At 28.7% G+C, this 18,813-nt stretch carries 20 protein-coding genes; 8 read left to right on the plus strand and 12 right to left on the minus strand.

What is annotated here, in order from left to right:
• Positions 1-22: 22 nt before the first annotated feature.
• Entirely contained in the window at positions 23-3,520 is a 3,498-nt protein-coding gene (locus tag HA145_RS04500) for a DNA polymerase III subunit alpha (RefSeq protein WP_209128041.1), read from the plus strand.
• 1 nt (position 3,521) lies between these two features.
• On the opposite strand, the gene HA145_RS04505 is transcribed toward HA145_RS04500, so the two are convergent.
• The 5 genes from HA145_RS04505 to HA145_RS04525 are packed head-to-tail and all read right to left on the minus strand — an operon-like array spanning position 3,522 to position 6,235.
• Positions 3,522-3,971 carry a PAM68 family protein gene (locus tag HA145_RS04505; RefSeq protein ID WP_209128042.1) on the minus strand — a complete coding sequence of 150 codons (450 nt, stop codon included), beginning with the start codon at positions 3,969-3,971 and terminating at the stop codon, positions 3,522-3,524.
• Between the two features lie 9 nt (positions 3,972-3,980).
• On the minus strand, positions 3,981-4,250 hold the full coding sequence (gene rpsO / locus HA145_RS04510) for a 30S ribosomal protein S15 (RefSeq protein ID WP_209128043.1): 270 nt from the start codon (positions 4,248-4,250) through the stop codon (positions 3,981-3,983).
• A gap of 33 nt (positions 4,251-4,283) precedes the next feature.
• Positions 4,284-4,961, minus strand: a complete 678-nt coding sequence (gene ruvA / locus HA145_RS04515; RefSeq protein ID WP_209128044.1) for a Holliday junction branch migration protein RuvA — start codon at positions 4,959-4,961, stop codon at positions 4,284-4,286.
• Entirely contained in the window at positions 4,962-5,321 is a 360-nt protein-coding gene (locus HA145_RS04520) for a glycine zipper 2TM domain-containing protein (RefSeq protein WP_209128045.1), read from the minus strand.
• Between the two features lie 23 nt (positions 5,322-5,344).
• Positions 5,345-6,235, minus strand: a complete 891-nt coding sequence (locus HA145_RS04525; RefSeq protein ID WP_209128046.1) for a DMT family transporter — start codon at positions 6,233-6,235, stop codon at positions 5,345-5,347.
• A gap of 96 nt (positions 6,236-6,331) precedes the next feature.
• On the opposite strand from HA145_RS04525, the gene dnaG reads away from it, so the two are divergent.
• Complete coding sequence (dnaG, locus tag HA145_RS04530; RefSeq protein ID WP_209128047.1) at positions 6,332-8,365, plus strand: DNA primase; 2,034 nt, start codon at positions 6,332-6,334, stop codon at positions 8,363-8,365.
• A gap of 16 nt (positions 8,366-8,381) precedes the next feature.
• Here dnaG and HA145_RS04535 read toward each other — a convergent pair whose 3' ends face one another.
• The 5 genes from HA145_RS04535 to HA145_RS04555 all read right to left on the minus strand — a co-directional run bounded on the left by HA145_RS04535 (position 8,382) and on the right by HA145_RS04555 (position 11,423).
• Positions 8,382-8,849: a serine hydroxymethyltransferase gene (locus HA145_RS04535; protein WP_209128048.1), complete on the minus strand. Its 468-nt coding sequence runs from the start codon at positions 8,847-8,849 to the stop codon at positions 8,382-8,384.
• Between the two features lie 9 nt (positions 8,850-8,858).
• The gene (locus HA145_RS04540) at positions 8,859-10,145 is read right to left on the minus strand and encodes a Y-family DNA polymerase (RefSeq protein WP_209128049.1); all 1,287 of its coding nucleotides are present in this window, start codon (positions 10,143-10,145) and stop codon (positions 8,859-8,861) included.
• A complete protein-coding gene (locus tag HA145_RS04545; RefSeq protein ID WP_209128050.1) occupies positions 10,142-10,558 on the minus strand; it encodes a LexA family protein in 417 nt (138 codons plus the stop codon). Before HA145_RS04545 ends, HA145_RS04540 begins: the two co-directional genes overlap by 4 nt.
• 99 nt (positions 10,559-10,657) lie before the next feature.
• On the minus strand, positions 10,658-11,074 hold the full coding sequence (locus HA145_RS04550) for a 23S rRNA (pseudouridine(1915)-N(3))-methyltransferase RlmH (protein ID WP_209128051.1): 417 nt from the start codon (positions 11,072-11,074) through the stop codon (positions 10,658-10,660).
• Positions 11,075-11,093: 19 nt separating this feature from the next.
• Positions 11,094-11,423 carry a hypothetical protein gene (locus tag HA145_RS04555; protein ID WP_209128052.1) on the minus strand — a complete coding sequence of 110 codons (330 nt, stop codon included), beginning with the start codon at positions 11,421-11,423 and terminating at the stop codon, positions 11,094-11,096.
• Between the two features lie 56 nt (positions 11,424-11,479).
• Here HA145_RS04555 and rsmA point away from each other — a divergent pair, with 56 nt between their 5' ends.
• The 6 genes from rsmA (at position 11,480) to secF (ending at position 17,147) form a co-directional block, all read left to right on the plus strand.
• Positions 11,480-12,304 (plus strand): 16S rRNA (adenine(1518)-N(6)/adenine(1519)-N(6))-dimethyltransferase RsmA, encoded by an 825-nt coding sequence (gene rsmA, locus HA145_RS04560; RefSeq protein ID WP_209128053.1) that lies wholly within the window; start codon positions 11,480-11,482, stop codon positions 12,302-12,304.
• 12 nt (positions 12,305-12,316) lie between these two features.
• Positions 12,317-13,252: a 4-(cytidine 5'-diphospho)-2-C-methyl-D-erythritol kinase gene (gene ispE, locus HA145_RS04565; RefSeq protein WP_209128054.1), complete on the plus strand. Its 936-nt coding sequence runs from the start codon at positions 12,317-12,319 to the stop codon at positions 13,250-13,252.
• Between the two features lie 21 nt (positions 13,253-13,273).
• Positions 13,274-13,576 carry a DUF3082 domain-containing protein gene (locus tag HA145_RS04570; protein WP_209128055.1) on the plus strand — a complete coding sequence of 101 codons (303 nt, stop codon included), beginning with the start codon at positions 13,274-13,276 and terminating at the stop codon, positions 13,574-13,576.
• 179 nt (positions 13,577-13,755) lie between these two features.
• Complete coding sequence (locus tag HA145_RS04575; protein ID WP_209128056.1) at positions 13,756-14,739, plus strand: pyruvate dehydrogenase complex E1 component subunit beta; 984 nt, start codon at positions 13,756-13,758, stop codon at positions 14,737-14,739.
• A 1-nt stretch (position 14,740) separates the two neighbouring features.
• Positions 14,741-16,210 carry a protein translocase subunit SecD gene (gene secD, locus HA145_RS04580; protein WP_209128057.1) on the plus strand — a complete coding sequence of 490 codons (1,470 nt, stop codon included), beginning with the start codon at positions 14,741-14,743 and terminating at the stop codon, positions 16,208-16,210.
• Between the two features lie 22 nt (positions 16,211-16,232).
• Positions 16,233-17,147: a protein translocase subunit SecF gene (gene secF / locus HA145_RS04585; RefSeq protein WP_209128058.1), complete on the plus strand. Its 915-nt coding sequence runs from the start codon at positions 16,233-16,235 to the stop codon at positions 17,145-17,147.
• A gap of 204 nt (positions 17,148-17,351) precedes the next feature.
• Here the strand turns inward: secF and HA145_RS04590 are convergent, their stop codons facing one another.
• A complete protein-coding gene (locus HA145_RS04590; protein ID WP_209128059.1) occupies positions 17,352-18,395 on the minus strand; it encodes an AI-2E family transporter in 1,044 nt (347 codons plus the stop codon).
• A 13-nt stretch (positions 18,396-18,408) separates the two neighbouring features.
• Positions 18,409-18,762: a photosystem II reaction center protein Psb28 gene (gene psb28, locus HA145_RS04595; RefSeq protein WP_209128060.1), complete on the minus strand. Its 354-nt coding sequence runs from the start codon at positions 18,760-18,762 to the stop codon at positions 18,409-18,411.
• Positions 18,763-18,813: the final 51 nt, after the last annotated feature.

Raw genomic sequence — 18,813 nt, forward strand, 5'->3', positions numbered from 1 at the left:
TATATATATAAATTATTTGAATATGGGTTTTGTTCCGCTTCATAATCATAGTGACTACAGCTTACTTGATGGAGCCAGTCAAATTTCAAAAATTGTAGATAGAGCTTCCGATCTTGGAATGGAATCTATAGCTCTTACTGATCATGGAGTAATGTATGGTGTTCTCGATTTGGTCAAGAAGTGTAAAGAGAAAGGCATAAAACCAATTATTGGTAATGAAATGTACGTAATTAATGGTTCTATTGATGATCCTCAACCTAAAAAAGAAAAAAGATATCATTTGGTAGTGTTAGCAAAAAATTATACTGGTTATAAGAATCTAGTAAAGTTAACAACAATTAGTCACCTAAATGGGATGAGAGGTCGAGGCATTTTTTCTAGACCATGTATTGATAAATCTCTTTTAAGTAAATATAGTGATGGTCTAATAGTTTCCACAGCTTGTCTTGGTGGAGAGATACCTCAGGCTATCTTAAAAGGTAGATTAGATGTAGCCGAGGATATAGCACTTTGGTATAAAAAATTATTTACAGATGATTTTTATCTAGAAATACAAGATCACGGCTCTATCGAAGATAGAATTGTTAACGTTGAATTAATAAAAATTGGGAAGAAGCACCAAATAAAAGTCATCGCTACCAATGACGCGCACTATTTATCAAATATGGATGTTGAAGCACATGATGCTTTGCTTTGCGTTTTAACAGGAAAACTAATAAGTGATGAAAAAAGATTGAGATATACCGGTACAGAATATATAAAAAGTGAATATGAAATGCTTGAACTCTTTAAAGATCATATTGATGATGAATCAATTAATGAAGCGGTGAACAATACAGTAGAAATTTCTCAAAAGGTTGAAGTATTTGATTTGTTTGGTAATTATAGAATGCCAAAATTCCCTCTTAACGAAGATACAGATTCATTTTCATTCCTAGCACAATTATCTAATGAAGGTCTTTTAAAAAGACTTAAAAAGAATGATTTTACAGAAGTTGATGAGAGCTATAAAAAAAGACTATCTACTGAATTAAAAATTATAAAAAATATGGGTTTTCCAGATTATTTTTTGGTTGTTTGGGATTACATCAAATTTGCTAGAGATAACTCTATCCCCGTAGGGCCAGGTAGAGGCTCTGCAGCAGGCTCACTAGTAGCTTATGCCCTTCAAATCACAAACATAGATCCTGTTGAGCATGGATTATTGTTTGAGAGATTTTTAAATCCAGCAAGAAAGTCTATGCCAGATATTGACACCGACTTTTGTATTGATAGGAGAAATGAAGTTATTGATTATGTTACTAATCGTTATGGAGAGGATAAAGTTGCGCAAATAATTACTTTCAATAAAATGACCTCAAAGGCGGTTTTAAAAGATGTCGCAAGAGTTCTAGATATACCTTATGGAGAGGCTGATAAATTGGCTAAGTTAATACCGGTTGTAAGAGGGAAACCTTATAAACTTAATGAAATGATTGATAAGAATTCTCCTAGCCAAGAGTTTAGAGAAAAATATATTAATGATAATAGGGTGAAAAAATGGGTTGATTTGGCATTGAGAATTGAAGGAACTAATAAAACATATGGGGTTCATGCTGCTGGAGTTGTTATCGCTTCAGAACCTCTGGACGAACTTGTACCTCTTCAAAGGAATAATGAAGGACAAATAATAACCCAATATTCTATGGATGATATTGAATCACTCGGATTATTGAAAATGGATTTCTTGGGTCTTAAGAATCTTACGATGATTGAAAAGACAGTTTCTCTTATTAATCAATCAACTGGAAAGAAAATAAATATTGATGATTTACCTCAAAATGACGGTAAAACCTTTGAGCTTATTGGGAGAGGAGATCTTGAAGGTGTTTTTCAACTTGAATCTTCTGGAATGAAACAGGTCGTAAAGGATTTCAAACCTAACTCACTTGAGGATATTTCGTCCATACTTGCTCTTTATAGACCTGGTCCTCTTGATGCAGGCCTTATACCTAAATTCATAAATCGAAAAAATGGGAATGAAAAGATTGATTTCCCTCATCCTTTTATTGAGTCAATTCTAACTGAAACCTATGGAATTATGGTTTATCAGGAACAAATCATGAAAATTGCTCAAGACCTAGCCGGTTATTCTTTAGGTGATGCTGATTTACTTCGAAGAGCAATGGGTAAAAAGAAAGTATCTGAGATGGTCAAACATAGGAATATTTTTGTAGACGGTTCTATGAAGAAGGGTGTAAATGAAAAATTAGCAAATGATCTTTTTGATCAAATGGTTTTATTCGCAGAATATTGTTTTAATAAGAGTCACTCAACTGCTTATGGTGCAGTAACTTATCAAACAGCATTTTTAAAAGCCCATTTTCCTGTTGCATACATGGCAGCGCTTTTAAGTGTAAATTCTGGCTCTAGCGACAAGATGCAAAGATATATTTCTAATTGCTACTCAATGGGAATAGAGGTTATTTCTCCAAGTATTAATTTTTCTGGGCTTGATTTCACTATTAAGAATAATCAGATTTTATTTGGTTTATCCGCAATTAAGAATTTAGGAGATTCTGCAATAAGAAATATAATAGAAAATCGTAATAGTTTTGGAATCTTTAAGTCATTATCAGATTTGTGCGATCGTTTGCCTTCTAATGTTCTTAACAAAAGAAGTCTTGAATCTCTAATTCATTGTGGTGCACTAGATGAGTTTTCAAATGATAATAATAGAGCTCAATTATTGTCAGATCTCGAACATGTTATTGAGTGGGCTTCTTCAAGAAATCGTGATAGATTATCTGGGCAAGGAAATCTATTTGACTCTAAAGAAGAATTTTCTAATGTTGCTTTTTCAGATTCACAATTAGCTAAGGTTGATGATTATTCACTTATTGAAAAGTTAAAGTTAGAAAAGCAGCTATTAGGCTTTTACTTATCTGATCATCCTCTAAAGCATTTAACTAAACCAGCAAAACTTATATCACCTATAAGCGTTTCTCAGTTAGAAGAAATAAAAGATAGAACAAAAGTATCTTTAGTTGGGATGATCCCTGATTTGAAGCAAATCACAACGAGAAAAGGAGATAGGATGGCTATAGTTCAGTTAGAAGATCTTTCTGGAAGTTGCGAAGCAATAGTTTTTCCAAAAACCTATGTAAGATTATCAGAATTTCTCTTGACTGATACTAGATTATTGGTATGGGGTACAATTGATAAAAAAAGTGATAAGACTCAATTAATTATTGATGATTGTAGAGAAATAGATAACCTTAAATTGCTTATAATTAATCTTGAAAGTTCTCAAGCATCAGATGTAAGAGTACAAAATACTTTAAGAGATTGTCTAATTAAATTTAAACCAGATAAAGGTAGATGTGGAGTAAAGATTCCAGTTTTAGCTGCAGTAAGAAACAAAAATAGTGTTACCTATGTTAAATTTGGCGAACAATTCTGTATTGGAGATATTAATGGAGCATGCAAATTACTAGAGGATAAATCATTCCAGGTTAACTTGAAATCTTTAGTTTCCTAGATTAACTTTTATCCTCGAAATTTTGAGTTGCAGGTTTGAAGGCTGCTTTTGCACGTTGTATGTTCATTGGAATATTTTCAATACCAAAAAATGATCCAGGTTCTTTATCCCAACTAGCTGATAATATTCCAAAACTCAATCCTGCTAGTCCTAACAAGAAAAATAATGCTGAAATTGCAATTGTTGAGGAAGGAGGTATTTCAGCTATATTTCTTGTAACGATAATGTAGCTAACAACAAAAACCGACATCCCTAGTATGGTCGGTATTCCTGCTGTAAAAAATATTCTTCTTGCCATTCTATCAGCAACATATTTAGGTATCCCATTTGATGAACGTTTTGGTGTAGTTGTATTATTAGATGTTTTTTCTAGATTAGCAAAGGCAGTTTTATCGGAATAATTTTTTTTCTTTTTAATTTGTGTCTTTTTTTTAGATTGCTTTTTTTTCATTAATTGAAATCATCCTCTGATTCCAATTTTCTTTACTAGTTCTTGATATCTCTGAACGTTTTTGTCTTTTATATAAGATAACAATCTTTTCCTTTTACCAATCATTTTTAATAATCCTTGCCTTGAAGCGAAATCATGAATGTTTCCCTGAAGGTGGTCACTTAATTTAGATATTCTTTTAGAAAGCATTGCTACTTGCACTTCAGCTGACCCTGTATCAGTTGGATGTACTTGGTGGGTTTCAATCAGCTTCTGTTTTTCGGCTGTGTCTAATGACATAGGATTTATTTTCTTTTGTTCTATGATACTACGTTAACTAGCTAAATTACTACTATCCTTATCTAGATAGTTCATAGCTAATTTTAATAAATTTTCAAATGATAAATTATTTTCTTTTTTTGTTAGAAGATCTATTTCTTTAATAAGAATTGGCAAAATAGCCTTTATTTCTTTATTTTTGTAATTTAATGATTGAAGGGTTAACTGAAGGTCTTCCATCATTTTATTAATTTCAGGATTATTAATCTCTAATTGATCATTTCCTTTTTCTTCTTCAAATTGTATTTCATTTTCAAATTTAGTTTTTAATTCTAAAATTAACCGATCACTCATTTTTTGTCCTATTCCAGGTACGGATCTAATTAATTTTTTGTTTTGTGTTTTTATTGCTTTGATAACTTCACTAAAAGAAAATTTATTTAATATCCCCATACCAATTTGAGATCCAACTCCTCGGATACTTAAAATTTCAATAAAAAAATTTTTTTGATCTTTTGATGTAAAGCCAAATAATAAATCAGAATCTTCTTTCTTAATATGTTTTATCCAAAGATTGATGTTTTTATTAGATATCTGATTTGTTTTTAATTTGAGAAAAAAGGACTCCAGTATTTGTATTTCGTATCCTAATCCTTGACAATTTACTAGGACAAAAAATTTTTGATTAGTTTGCCATAATTCAACCAATTCTCCGCTTATCCAGCTAATCAATTAACCACCATCCACCTGACAACCAATTAGAGCTCCTGCAGTTCCTCCAGCTGGTACGGCCCAAAATCTATCTTTTCCTCTAGAGGAAGAAAGTGCTATTCCTGCACCAAGAATACCTCCAATAACAGAACCTTCACTACAATCATTATCATCTATTTTTTCAGCTTGACTTTGACCTCCACAGGGGATAACAACGTCGATTTCATAACTTTTTACATAGCCTGGCTTTGACTTTGTTCCAGGAATATATTCTTCTCTATACTCAGTTCTTGTACATGTCACAGACTTTGGAGTTGAAGCATTCACTTGAACAATAGGAGAAAAACAAAACAAAATAGATAAATAAAGAAATTTCACCATTTTTTTTTATTCTATTTAATATTCTATGTCCTTTTTATTTTTTTGGTAGTAGATATAATAGTTCCTAATAAAACTAGTGATGAACCTAATAAAAAATTTATGTTAATTATTTCGCTGAAAAACAAAATCCCCCAAATTGAACCGAATAAAACTTGCAAATAGTTAATAGTTGAAGCTTCAGAAGCAGGCAAGTTTTTTAATCCTACAGTTAAAAAAGTCTGACCTAATTGAGTAAATAAGCCAATACCAATTATCCAAACTAAATCATTCCAATTTGGGGTAACCCAGTTGATTAATACAATTGGCAATAAAGTTACAAAAGAAACCAGTGGAAAATATTCAATAATTACATAAACATCTTCAGTAAATGAAAGTTTCTTAACTGTAACGTAAGCCAATGCAGTGCAGATTGCTCCAAGAAATGCTATAAAAATCGAAACTTTTTCAATTTCAACGTTAATATTTGATAATTGACTTGGATTTATTATTATTAATATTCCAATCCAGCCAATAATTAAAGCAAAAATTATATTACGATTTATTTTTTCGTTTATAAATATGCCAGCAAATATAGAAATAAAAATAGGATATGTGTACTGAATGACAGTAGATATACTAAGAGGCATATTTCTTATCGCAAAAAAAATACAAATTAAAGCTGAAGTTCCTAAAACACCTCTTATGATAAGTAATGGTTTGTTTTTGCCCCATGGATTTATATTTTTAAGTTTAATTATGACTAATGTAATTATTAAACTTAATAATGATCTGAATAAAACTAATTCATAAATAGGTATCCTTTTATCAATATTTTTTACGCACAAAGTCATCAAACTGAAGAAGAATGAGGCAAATAATAAATTAAACTTATTCAATGAATTAAATTTTTTTTCTAATTCTGTAAAATTTATCATTTTTAAAAAATAGTTTTATTGTGAAATTAAGTAGATTCTTATTTGATTTTGACCTATAACAAATAAATCATTATTTATTTTTTGATAAAAATCTCAATGGTTCATTCTATACACCCCAGAACTATTCAAGAGGTTAAGGAAAAGGCAGATATTGTTGACGTCATATCTGAACATATTGTTCTTAAGAAGAAAGGTAAGGAATTTGTTGGGATTTGTCCTTTTCATGATGATACTAAGCCATCTATGACAGTATCACCAAGTAAACAATTCTATTATTGTTTTTCTTGTGGTGCTGGTGGTAACTCTATTAAATTTTTAATGGAATTTACACGTGCAAATTTTTCTGATGTTGTACTTTCTCTTGCTAAGAAGAATAATATTAATGTTGAAAATCTCGAGGGTCCCCAGGTAGAAGCTTATAAAAAACAATTATCTAGAAAGGAAGAGCTTTATAAAATATTAAGAGTCACTAAAAATTGGTTTAATTCTCAATTAAATAATTCTCTAGGTGTTGAAGCTATGAAATATTTAACATCCAAAAGAAACTTGAGTAATAAAATAATTGATGACTTTGAATTAGGTTTTGCACCAAATTCATGGAATGATTTATTTAACTATTTATCCAAGGTAGAAAAATTTCCTATTAATTTAATATTGGCTTCAGGTCTTGCAATTTCTAAAGATAATTCTGACAAGATTTATGATCGTTTTAGAAATAGATTAATTGTTCCAATTCATGATACGCAGGGACGTGTAGTTGCCTTTGGAGGAAGATCTCTTGATGGACAGGAACCCAAATACCTTAATTCTCCTGAATCAGAGATCTTTGAAAAAGGGAAAATGTTGTTTGCATTTGAAAAAGCATCTAGCAATATAAGAAAAAGAGATAAGGCTATTATTGTTGAAGGATACTTTGATGTAATAGCTCTTCATTCAAAAGGTATTACTAATTCTGTAGCTTCTCTCGGTACCGCATTAAATAAGTATCAAATTTCTCAACTATGTAGATGTACAGATAATAAAAATATAATCTTGAATTTTGATTCTGATAATGCAGGAACATTAGCTACGAAAAGAGTAATAAAAGAAGTTGAAAACTTATCTCTCCAAGATCAAATTAATCTTAAGATACTTCAACTTAATGATTTTAAAGATCCTGACGAATTTTTGAATAGTCATACTCCTGAAGACTATTTTAATTTAATTGATAATTCATCTTTTTGGATTGATTGGGAGATTGATCAGATCTTTAAAGATAAAGATTTAACTAAGTCAGAAAATTTCCAGACTGTTACTTCTTCATTGGTTAAACTCTTGAGCAAATTACCCCAATCGTCAACAAGAACGCATTACTTACAAAAAGTTTCTGAACGATTGAGTAAAGGACAAGCTAGGTTAGCTATACAGTTTGAACAAGATTTAAGAAATCAAGTTAAGGGATTTCGTTGGCATGGTAGATCAAAAAAATTTGAACAACCAAATGAAATTTCTCGGCGTGAGAAAAATGAATCGGAAATAATCTTTTATTATTTGCATTGCCCTGATCTTCGGCTATTTATTCGTGATGAATTTCTCAAAAGAGAAATTAATAGTTTTAATACTAATTATATTCAAGATTTATGGGAAGCTATTTCTAAAATCGAAGAAAATAAATTGGGTTTAAATTATTTAAATGAATTAAAACAATCAAATAGTCAAAATCTTCATAAAGATTTTTCTTCTATTGACTTGATTTCACTTCTTGCTGATTACTTAACTCTTTATAATCCTGAATCATTAAATAAAATTAATAATTTTGTTAATCCAGATGAGTTGTTTTTAACATTGCTCAGTAATCCTAAAGATAATTTACTCGGAACTTTATCACTTCTTGAGAAATATAATTCTTTAAAAAGATGTAGACATTTGATTGAATCTTGGGGATCACAAAGATTAAAAACTTTAGAAAATTGTATATCCATCTTAATTGATAATCCTTCTTCAGGTGTCTCAGGCACTAATAAAGAGATAGATGATCTTTTTAATGATTTAAACTCAGATGCGATTAAATTCCAGGAATTATATTATTTAGAAAGACAACATATAAATTTTTTAGATAAACAACGCTGTGGTAATTTTATTGCTAGTTAACATATTTTATTTAAATCTATAGACAGTATTTTTTAATCATATTTTTTACCTTTTTGGGCTTATCTTCAAGAATATAAGCTTCTACTTCTTTTGCATAAGTTCCAGAAAAATTGGATGTAGAGAACATTAATGATCTCATCTTACTTTGATGTAATTTAGTTTCTAAATTTTTTATATCCCCAACTATCTTATTGTCGTTACATTTTTGTATAGCATGAGTAGCTTCGTGTCTTAATGCTTTTCTTATCGCCAATTCTGTTTTGAAATTATCTTTGTTCGGTAGCCGCTTTTTATTTCTATAATTCGTTTTCCTTTTTGCATTTTCAGTACATATTATTATTTTATTTTCTACAAAATTATGTAGTCCTTTTATTTCTTTATTTAAGAGACATTCAATTTTATTTTCTTCAACTATGTAGTTTGCCTTTATTAATAAGTCAAGAATCTCTTTATCTAATTTGCTTAAAAATATAATAAATTCCATTTTATTTTTTTAATTTAATATAGTCGGGATCTGTTTTATATCAGTTGTAGATGAGCGACTTAAGAAATTCTTATTCATCGTCCAACTTTTTGGCGTTTTTGTGATAGCCCATGTAATTGCATTGTTATTAAATCTTTTATTTAATAAATCAATAGTCCTCATGAGATTTACTGATTTGTTTAGGTCTTTCTGAGATTTGTAATTGATAACTGATTGCTGTAAATATTCGCTATTAGTTAAATCCTGCATTAGAACACCAGCTTTTGAAAATTTATAATCAGGATTGTAAATTTCTTTAGATAATTCAACTACTATTTTTAAAATGCTGTTTGTGTCGTCTGTTGCATTTGTAAGTTTTCTATGAGCACTTCTTTGATAATTTTGATTTGAATATTTACTGGTCCTGGCAAATACTCTAATATTAGATGATTGCAAATTCTGACTTCTCATTTTTTCAGATGCTTTTATTGCGTGAGTTGCCAGTGCTTGAGTTAAGTCTTCTAATTTTGTAACAGGAGTACCGAAACTCCTGCTTACCTGAATTTCTTTTTTTGATTTATTGTGTTTTTCTATAGGCAGACATTTATACCCTTTCAGTTCTAATTGCAATCTTTTTCCTACTATGCCTAGTTTCTTGATGATTTCATTTTCTTCCATATCTTTTAATTCTCTAGCATTTTTAATACCTTTACTTTGCAACCAATTAGAGGTTTGTTTGCCAACCCCCCATATCTTATCTACACTAATTCTTTTTAAATAATTATTCTCATTTCTGGTTCTAGCTAAATCAAATATTCCAGCTGAATAATCAATATTTTTAGCTAATTTATTAGCGATTTTTGCTCTTACTTTATTTTCTCCTATTCCTACTGTTATGGTAATCCCTAGATTCTGATATATTAATGATCTTATGTTTCTTGCCCAAGGATATAGATTTTTGTCATTAGGTCTAGAAATTGAGATAAATGCTTCGTCAATAGAATAAATTTCTATTCCGTCACAGTGGTTTTTTAGTAAATTCATAAGCCTTCTGCTCATATCGCCGTAAAGCGAGTAGTTTGAGCTTAATACTGCTACATCTAATTTATTTAATTTTTCTTTGACCTTAAAATAAGGAGTTCCCATTTTAATTTTTAAAGCTCGCGCTTCAGGACTTCTCGCAATGATACATCCGTCATTATTAGATAAAATTACTACTGGTTTATTTCTTAAATTAGGATTAATATTTTGTTCACATGAGGCATAAAAATTATTAGCATCTATAAGAGCTATAGCATCAATACTTGAAACTCTCATAAATAGCTATGTATTGAATAAATAACAACTCCCCATATCTGTACATCAATATGGTTTTTAAATCTAAAATCAGGATAATTATGATTTTCTGCTTTTAAATATAATTCATCATTTTTTATAGATAATCTTTTTATTGTAAATTCCCCGTCTATCATTGCAATGACAATATTCCCTGGCTTGGCTATTAAACTCTTGTCTACTATTATTAAATCTTTATCTTTAATTCCTGCATTTATCATTGAGTCACCTTTAACTCTAAGAAAAAAAGTGCTAAACGGATTAGATATTAAATGTTCATTTAAATCAATATTTTCTTCCGTATAGTCATCTGCGGGAGAAGGAAATCCTGCAGATATCGAATCATTTAATAAGGGAATTCTGAACTTTTTAGTAGTTGAATTAATGAAATCCAAGACTTAAATTAATAGTATATATGTACTATATAATAAAAATTTAAAAAATAGTTATTTATTAAAGTTTTATAGATTAATTTTATATTAAATCTAATCTTTTTAAGAACGATGGTAAGGGGTGTTGTTAGATATAGAGACAGCTCTATAGATTTGCTCGATTAGGATTAATCTGGCTAATTCATGAGGAAAAGTTAAAGGAGAGAGACTTAGTATAATATCTGAATTTTTTTTTATATCTGAACTAATACCATCAGTATCACCGATTAGGAAATTAATTTTTTTATTCTTAAAATTTAGGAGTAAAGAACATAGTTCAACTGAATTAAACTGTTTCCCTTCTTCGCTTAGGCAGATAATAATATTATTATTGGATCTAAGATTATTTAAATTAAAAGTCTTTAACTCATTAATCATAAGTTCAGGCATTCTTTTTTTGTATTGATTAATTCCATCTCTAATCCAAAGTTTCTTTATTTTGCCTATAGCATAAATTGCTAATCTATTACTTTGAAGCATAAGTAAATATTAAAACTAATTATTCATCAAGAAGATAATTAAATTCATCATATAGTTCATCTTCGGTTGATAATCTCTTGGGAAAATTATCTTTTTTAGAATTCATATTAATGTGATTAATCTCACTTTTTCTTAGTGAATTATTAACATTAGAAGTCTCTTCTAAAGTATCTGAATTATCAATTAATGAATAAAAAATTTGATTGGGATCTTCTGAATTAAGTCGATTGGTGATTAAATTATCATTATTAGATATATTTGTGTTATTTATATTTGTACTTTCGTTATTTAAATTTTTCTTTTTTTTAAATTTATTGAGTTTATCTAAATTTTTTTTTGATAAGCTCATGATATAGAGTATTAAATAAATTCATATTTAATTTAAACATATTATTTATCTTTTGGATGAATTCTAAAAACTATCATCAAAAAAAAAGATTTGGACAACACTGGTTGGTAAATAAAAAAATATTAGAAAAAATTAGAGAAATTGCTGTTCTTAATGAAAATGACTTTATTTTAGAAATTGGTCCTGGTAAAGGAGCTTTAACATCTAAGTTATTAGATTCAGAAATAAAAAAATTACATGCGATTGAATTAGATAAAGATTTAATAAATTTATTAAATGATAAATTCAATAGTAATGAAAAGTTTTCACTGCAGCAGGGAGATATTCTTTCTGTAAATTTAGATTCGATTAATAAGAAGATTACAAAAGTGATTGCAAATATTCCTTACAATATAACTGGCCCAATATTGGATATTTTCATAGGTAGATTGGGCATTATAAAAAACTATAATTACGAAAAAATAATTTTTTTAATGCAGAAAGACGTTGTAGATAGGATTTTGTCAAAAGAAGGTAGTCCCAATGCTGGTGCGCTTAGTATAAGAATGCAACTTTTATCAAAAATAAAAAGAATATGTGATGTGCCGCCTTCATCATTTAATCCGCCTCCAAAAGTTTTTTCTTCTTTAGTAGTTTTCGAACCAATTAAAAATGATTTAAGATTAGATATTAGTCTAGAAAAATATATTGATAAACTTCTTCGAATTTCATTTAATTCAAGAAGAAAAATGCTTAGAAATACTCTTAATTCAATACTTTCAAATGAAGAACTAAATGAATTATCTGAATCTTCAAAAGTTTGTTTTAATTTAAGACCACAAGATATTTCAATTGACCAATGGATTAAGCTTGCAGAAAATTGTATTAAAATTAAAAAATAAAAATTTAAGTATATGCAAGATTTAGCTAAAACGAAAATTAATATAAAATCTCCTGCCAAAATAAATTTGCACCTTGAAGTTATTGGTAAAAGAGAGGATGGATTCCATGAGTTAGCAATGATTATGCAAAATATCGATCTTTCTGATTATTTAGAATTTGAAATTAATAATAAAGGTTTAATTAAACTTGAGTCTGATTGTGATGATTTAAGCTTATCTGATGATAACTTAATTGTTAAATCTGCAAATCTATTAAGGAAAAAATCAAATATAGATTACGGTGCGAATATATTTTTAAGGAAAAATATTCCAATTGGCGCAGGATTAGCTGGTGGATCCAGTAATGCAGCAGCAACATTAATTGGTCTTAATAAGTTATGGGATTTGAAGTTAGATCAAGAAACTCTATGTTCATTAGCATCAACTTTAGGATCTGATATTCCCTTTTTTATAAATGGTGGTATTCAATTATGTTTTGGAAGAGGAGAAATTTTGGAGAAATTAGATTCAAACTTTGAATATGGAGTAATTCTTTTAAAAAATCCAAAAGTATCAATATCTACAGCTCAAACTTATAAAAAATACAGTAATAGTTATTGTGATCAATATCTTAGTGATAGAGAAATGATTGAGAAGATAAGAAAAAATTTAAGAGATAATGTTTTAAATAACTTAAATTTTGATAATCAACACTTATCTATTAAAAATGATTTGCAGTTAATTGTTGAAAATGAAAATGATTCTGTAAAGCAGTCATTATATTTACTATCTAAATTAGAGAATTGTCTCACATTTTCAATGAGTGGATCAGGCCCTACATGCTTTGCACTTTTTAAAGATATAGAGACTGCTAAAAAAGAATTAACTGCAAATTATAAATTATTTAAAGATAAAGGTTACGATGCATGGGTTTGCACTTTCCTTGAAAAGGGAATAACATTCATTTAAATTTTTAATAAAAAATTTATTGTGGTTGATAATAGTAACGAGAATATTGATAAAAACATTCCCGAAAAAGGGCCAATAAATTTTATTGTAGGATCATTAACAAGTTTTTTATTATTTATATTTTTTTATTTTTTAAGTAATAAAATTGCAATTTATTTTTCAGTACATAAACCATCTAATTCTTCTGAAATAGTCCAAAATATTTCTTCAAGTATTAATACCTTAATAATTGGATTATCTTTTTTGCTAACTTTCTCTTTTGCTTTTATAGGTATAGGACTTTTTATTGTATTTATTCGCAGTTTTTTTCTGAAGAAAATTTGAATTGCCAATATTATTAAGAAAACACTTTCTTTGAATGTCTTTACATGACTTAGGCCTTTTAGTTCTTTTGCTGTCACCTGGAATGATTTTATCAATATTACTACTCATAACCTTCGCTGAAGGAGGTTGAATTATTCAAAGTGGTAGGATTATATATGTGATTAATTAGGTAATTAATTGTGGCTGGAACATTATTATTTAATGCTTTGAAAGAGGCAATTGATGAAGAAATGGCAAATGATGTAAATGTTTGCATTATGGGGGAAGATGTTGGTCAATATGGAGGATCTTATAAGGTAACTAAGGATTTATATGAAAAATATGGAGAGTTAAGAGTCTTAGATACTCCAATTGCAGAGAATAGTTTTACTGGTATGGCTGTGGGTGCAGCAATGACTGGGTTAAGACCAATAGTAGAAGGAATGAATATGGGTTTTTTGCTTTTAGCTTTTAATCAGATATCAAATAATATGGGTATGCTTAGATATACAAGTGGAGGAAATTATATAATACCAGCAGTAGTTCGAGGACCTGGAGGAGTTGGTCGGCAACTTGGTGCTGAGCACAGTCAAAGACTTGAAGCATATTTTCATGCAGTTCCTGGCATAAAGATTGTTGCATGTAGTACACCCACAAATGCTAAAGGTTTAATGAAAGCAGCTATAAGAGACGATAATCCGGTTCTATTTTTTGAACATGTTCTACTATACAATTTGTCTGAGGAATTACCTGAAGGGGATTATACATGCGCCTTAGATCAGGCTGACGTTGTTAAAGAAGGGAAAGATATTACTTTATTGACTTATTCAAGAATGAGACATCACTGCCTTAAAGCTGTTGAAGAATTAGAAAAAAAAGGAATAGATGTTGAGTTAATAGATTTAATAAGTTTAAAACCATTTGATATGGAAACTATCTCAAAATCAATAAGAAAAACAAATAAAGTAATTATTGTTGAAGAATGTATGAAGACTGGAGGTATTGGTGCAGAATTAATTGCCTTGATAACAGAGGAGTGTTTTGATGATCTTGATGCCCGACCAATTAGATTATCTAGTCAGGATATTCCAACTCCTTATAATGGAAATCTTGAGAATTTGACAATAATCCAACCACACCAAATAGTTGAAAAAGTTGAACACTTAATTAGTGGGAGTATATAGAATGAAAAGAAGGCAAGGTTGGCTTTTTTTTATTATATTTCTAATTACTTTATCTGTTTATCTATTAATAAATTATCCATTACAGTTGGGATTGGATTTAAAAGGTGGTTCTCAACTTACACTACAAATTATTAAAGAGGAAGGAAAGGTAACAAAAGATGAACTTGATGCAGTTAATTCGGTTATAGATAGACGCGTTAACAACTTAGGGGTTTCAGAGTCAAACTTGCAAACCCTAGGTGGAGATCAATTGATTTTAGAATTACCTGGTGAACAAAATCCATTAGTTGCTTCAAGAGTTTTAGGTAAGACTGCTTTATTAGAATTTAGGACTCAAAAAGAAGGAACATCTATAGATTTAAAAACTCTGCAACTACAGAGATTGAGTATTAAAGAATTAATTGAACAATATTCCTTTGCAGAAAAAAGTCAAAATGATGATAATCTCTTAAAATTTATTCAAGATGAACTTAACGATATAGAGCAAGAATTGAATTACTCATCTACTAATAGTGATTTATATGGGAAGTTAATTGAAATTAAAAAGTATGTTGATAAAGAAATTACAAATTTATTTATTAAAACAGATTTATCTGGTAAGGATCTAATTAACGCTGGAAGAAGACAAGAACAAACAAATAGTAATTGGGAAGTTTTATTAACTTTTAGTAATTCAGGAGGTGAAAAGTTCGCAGAAATTACAAAGTCTATTGCGGGCACTAATCAACTATTGGCTATCATTCTTGATGGCGAATCTATAAGTGAAGCCAGTGTTGGCAGTCAGTTTGCTAATACTGGGATAACAGGAGGATCAGCAACAATAAGCGGTAATTTTAGTGCTGAAAATGCTAGAGAATTAGAAGTTCAACTTAAAGGAGGGTCATTGCCATTGCCAATTGAAATAGTAGAAACTAATACTGTAGGGGCTCTGTTGGGATCTAAAAATATTTTAAAAAGTCTTTATGCAGCTATTAGTGGATTAATTTTTGTTGGTATATTTATGATTTTTAATTATAGAATTCTAGGTTTTGTTTCAGTTCTTTCTTTAGTACTTTATGGTTTCTTTAACTTAGCTCTATATTCTTTAATTCCTATAACTTTGACATTACCTGGAATATCTGGGCTTATACTTAGCATTGGTATGGCTGTTGATGCAAATATTCTAATATTTGAGAGAATCAGAGAAGAATTATATGACGGTAATACTCTTACAAGATCTATTGATAGCGGTTTTCAAAGAGCTAATTCATCCATAGTTGATGGCCATATTACAACTCTACTAAGTTGTTTTGTATTGTTTTTATTAGGAACAAATTTTGTTAAAGGCTTTGCGGCAACATTAGGTATCGGAGTATTAATAAGCTTGTTTACCTCATTAAATTGTTCTAAAACTATTTTGAGATTTTTTACAACATATCAATCTTTAAGACAAAAAAATCTCTATCTACCTAGGAATAATTTTTCAAATTAAATTTTTTATTTCTAATTTTCCTATGAAATACAATCTTGAACTAATAAAAAATAGAAGAAAGATAATTGGTTTTTCAACTGTTCTTATTTTGTTGAGCCTTTTAGGAATTTTATATTCTACCTTTAATACTTCTTACAAGAAACCTATAAATTTAGGGATGGATTTTGTTGGGGGAAATGAACTAAGAATAGAAAGAGTTTGTGAAGATGAATGTTCTAATTCTTCCCCTGATTTAGTTTTAGAAAATTTAAGAGAGATCTCTAAAAATAAAAACTTTTTAAATAATATTAAATTACAATTTCAAAATAATAATAAATTAATTTCTATAAGAACGCCTTATTTGAGTATAGAAGAATCAAATATTCTTATTAATAATCTTGATAAAATTATTGGTCCTCTAAATTATGAGAGTAAGGATTCAAGATTAATAGGTCCAAAGCTTGGGAAAAGATTACTTACTAATTGTGTTACTTCATTATTAGTTTCTTTATTAGCAATATCTTTATATATAACTATTAGATTTGATAAAAAATATGCATTATTTGCATTATTAGCTTTATTCCATGATTTATTAATTGTTTTCGGTATATTCTCATGGTTGGGAATTTTATTATCTGTCGAAGTAAATAGTTTATTTGCGGTGTCCTTGTTAACTATTGCTGGTTATTCTGTAAATGATACTGTTGTTATTTTTGATAGAATTCGCGAGAATTTAAAATCAAAGAATGAAGGCTATAACGAAACTATTCAATTATCAGTAAACGAATCATTTAGGAGAACAACGTTTACAAGTATTACAACCCTTATCCCTTTATTAAGCATAATTTTGTTTGGTTCCTATTCACTATTTTGGTTTTCTTTGGCCTTATCATTAGGAATTATAGTTGGAAGTTATTCAAGTATTTTATTGGCTCCATCTTTCTTACTTAAAGACTGAGCTTAACCGTTTAATTTTATGAAATTAAATTACTATTTGATAATTTTATTTTCTTTAGTTTTAATTGATCTTTCTACTGAGCTAAGAATATTATTTGATCATTTTACTTTTAGTTCACTAAATTTTGCTATTGGTAAACATCCTTTAGCTTTTTTTATACTTTTTTCCTACCCATATTTATATAAAAAATTAATTAAGTAGTTTTTAAATATCTTTAAATGATTCTTTGATTAAAACCTGAATTACAACAGCCAATGGAAGAGATAGTATTAACCCTAATGGACCAAAAATGAAGGTAAATCCAAATTGTGAAATTAATGTTAGCCCAGGAAGTAAATTTGCTTTTTTCTTCATTATAGATGGCATTATTATGTAGCTTTCAATATTTTGAATTATTATATATGCTCCTAAAACGGCCAGTGGTTTCCAAAAATTATCTAGTAGTGCAATTGAGATTGGAAATATACCGCTAATAACTGGACCTATATTTGGAATTATATTAAGAACCATCGCTATTAAAGCATTTGAGACTACATATTTGACATCTAATATAGACAAAACTATTAATGATAATAGACCTACAGATAATGAACTTATGACCATAGAAAAGGTCCAATTTGCTAATGCAATATTGCATTTATCCAGAATATTTCTAAATTTGTTGCGATAATTTTTTGGAATTAATAGAAGTATATTTTCTTTATATTGTTTTGGTTCAATAGAAATCATCAAACTCACTGCTAATACGAATACTAATTTCAAAAGACCTGAACCCAGATTGCCTGCAATATTGATTAAATTCTTAAAACTTTCTTGAATAGCTTTAGCAATAGTTGAGGCATCTGGAATGGTAACTACATTATTTATAAGATTGAATATGTCTATAACATTTTCTGATTTTTCACCATAAAATAAACTATTAAATTTGTCCAGATTTGTATTAATCAATATATTAATTTTTGATAAACCATTTGGAATATCAACGAGTATTTCATTGAATTCATTTATAAACGGAGGCAATACAAGAATAAAAATAGTAAATACTAATACTGATATAACAGTTATGACAAGAAACAAAGATAGTAATCGGGGAATCCTCAAACCCTTTTGCATTTGATTACATAAATTACATACAATATTAGAAATTACTAACGAACAAATTATTAAGAGGAGAAAATCTCTTAAAGTCCATATTATTAACGAAGTGATTAAAATTACTAATAAATTAAAATATGATGAACTAATCAATTTTCAAAATATTTTACTTCTTCTCAGAATATCCTAATCCATTTGATTTTGCATAACTATTGGCAAATCTCATGAATCTATCAAAGTCTGATGTGTTCTTCCAAATATAAACTGCTTCTAAAAATATAGGTTCACCATCAACAAACTTTACTTTGACTTCACGAGTTAATATTTCACCTTCAGAATCAATCATACGCATACCTGTGATTTCACCGTCTGTAATTGAAGATAATGCCTGAGGTTTTTCGAACAAAAATAATGCTTGTCCAGTTGTACCATCTTTACTCCTGGTCAGTCTTATTTCGGGCACTACTGGCTCATCTGTTCCTTCATAAAATTGTATTTTTGCAGTTTTATTTGATGTCATAATATTCTGTTATTAATTTTTTATCTTAGGAAATATTTTTCATATTCGTTT

The organism is Prochlorococcus marinus XMU1411, from assembly GCF_017696075.1.
Lineage (GTDB): Bacteria > Cyanobacteriota > Cyanobacteriia > PCC-6307 > Cyanobiaceae > Prochlorococcus_A > Prochlorococcus_A marinus_V.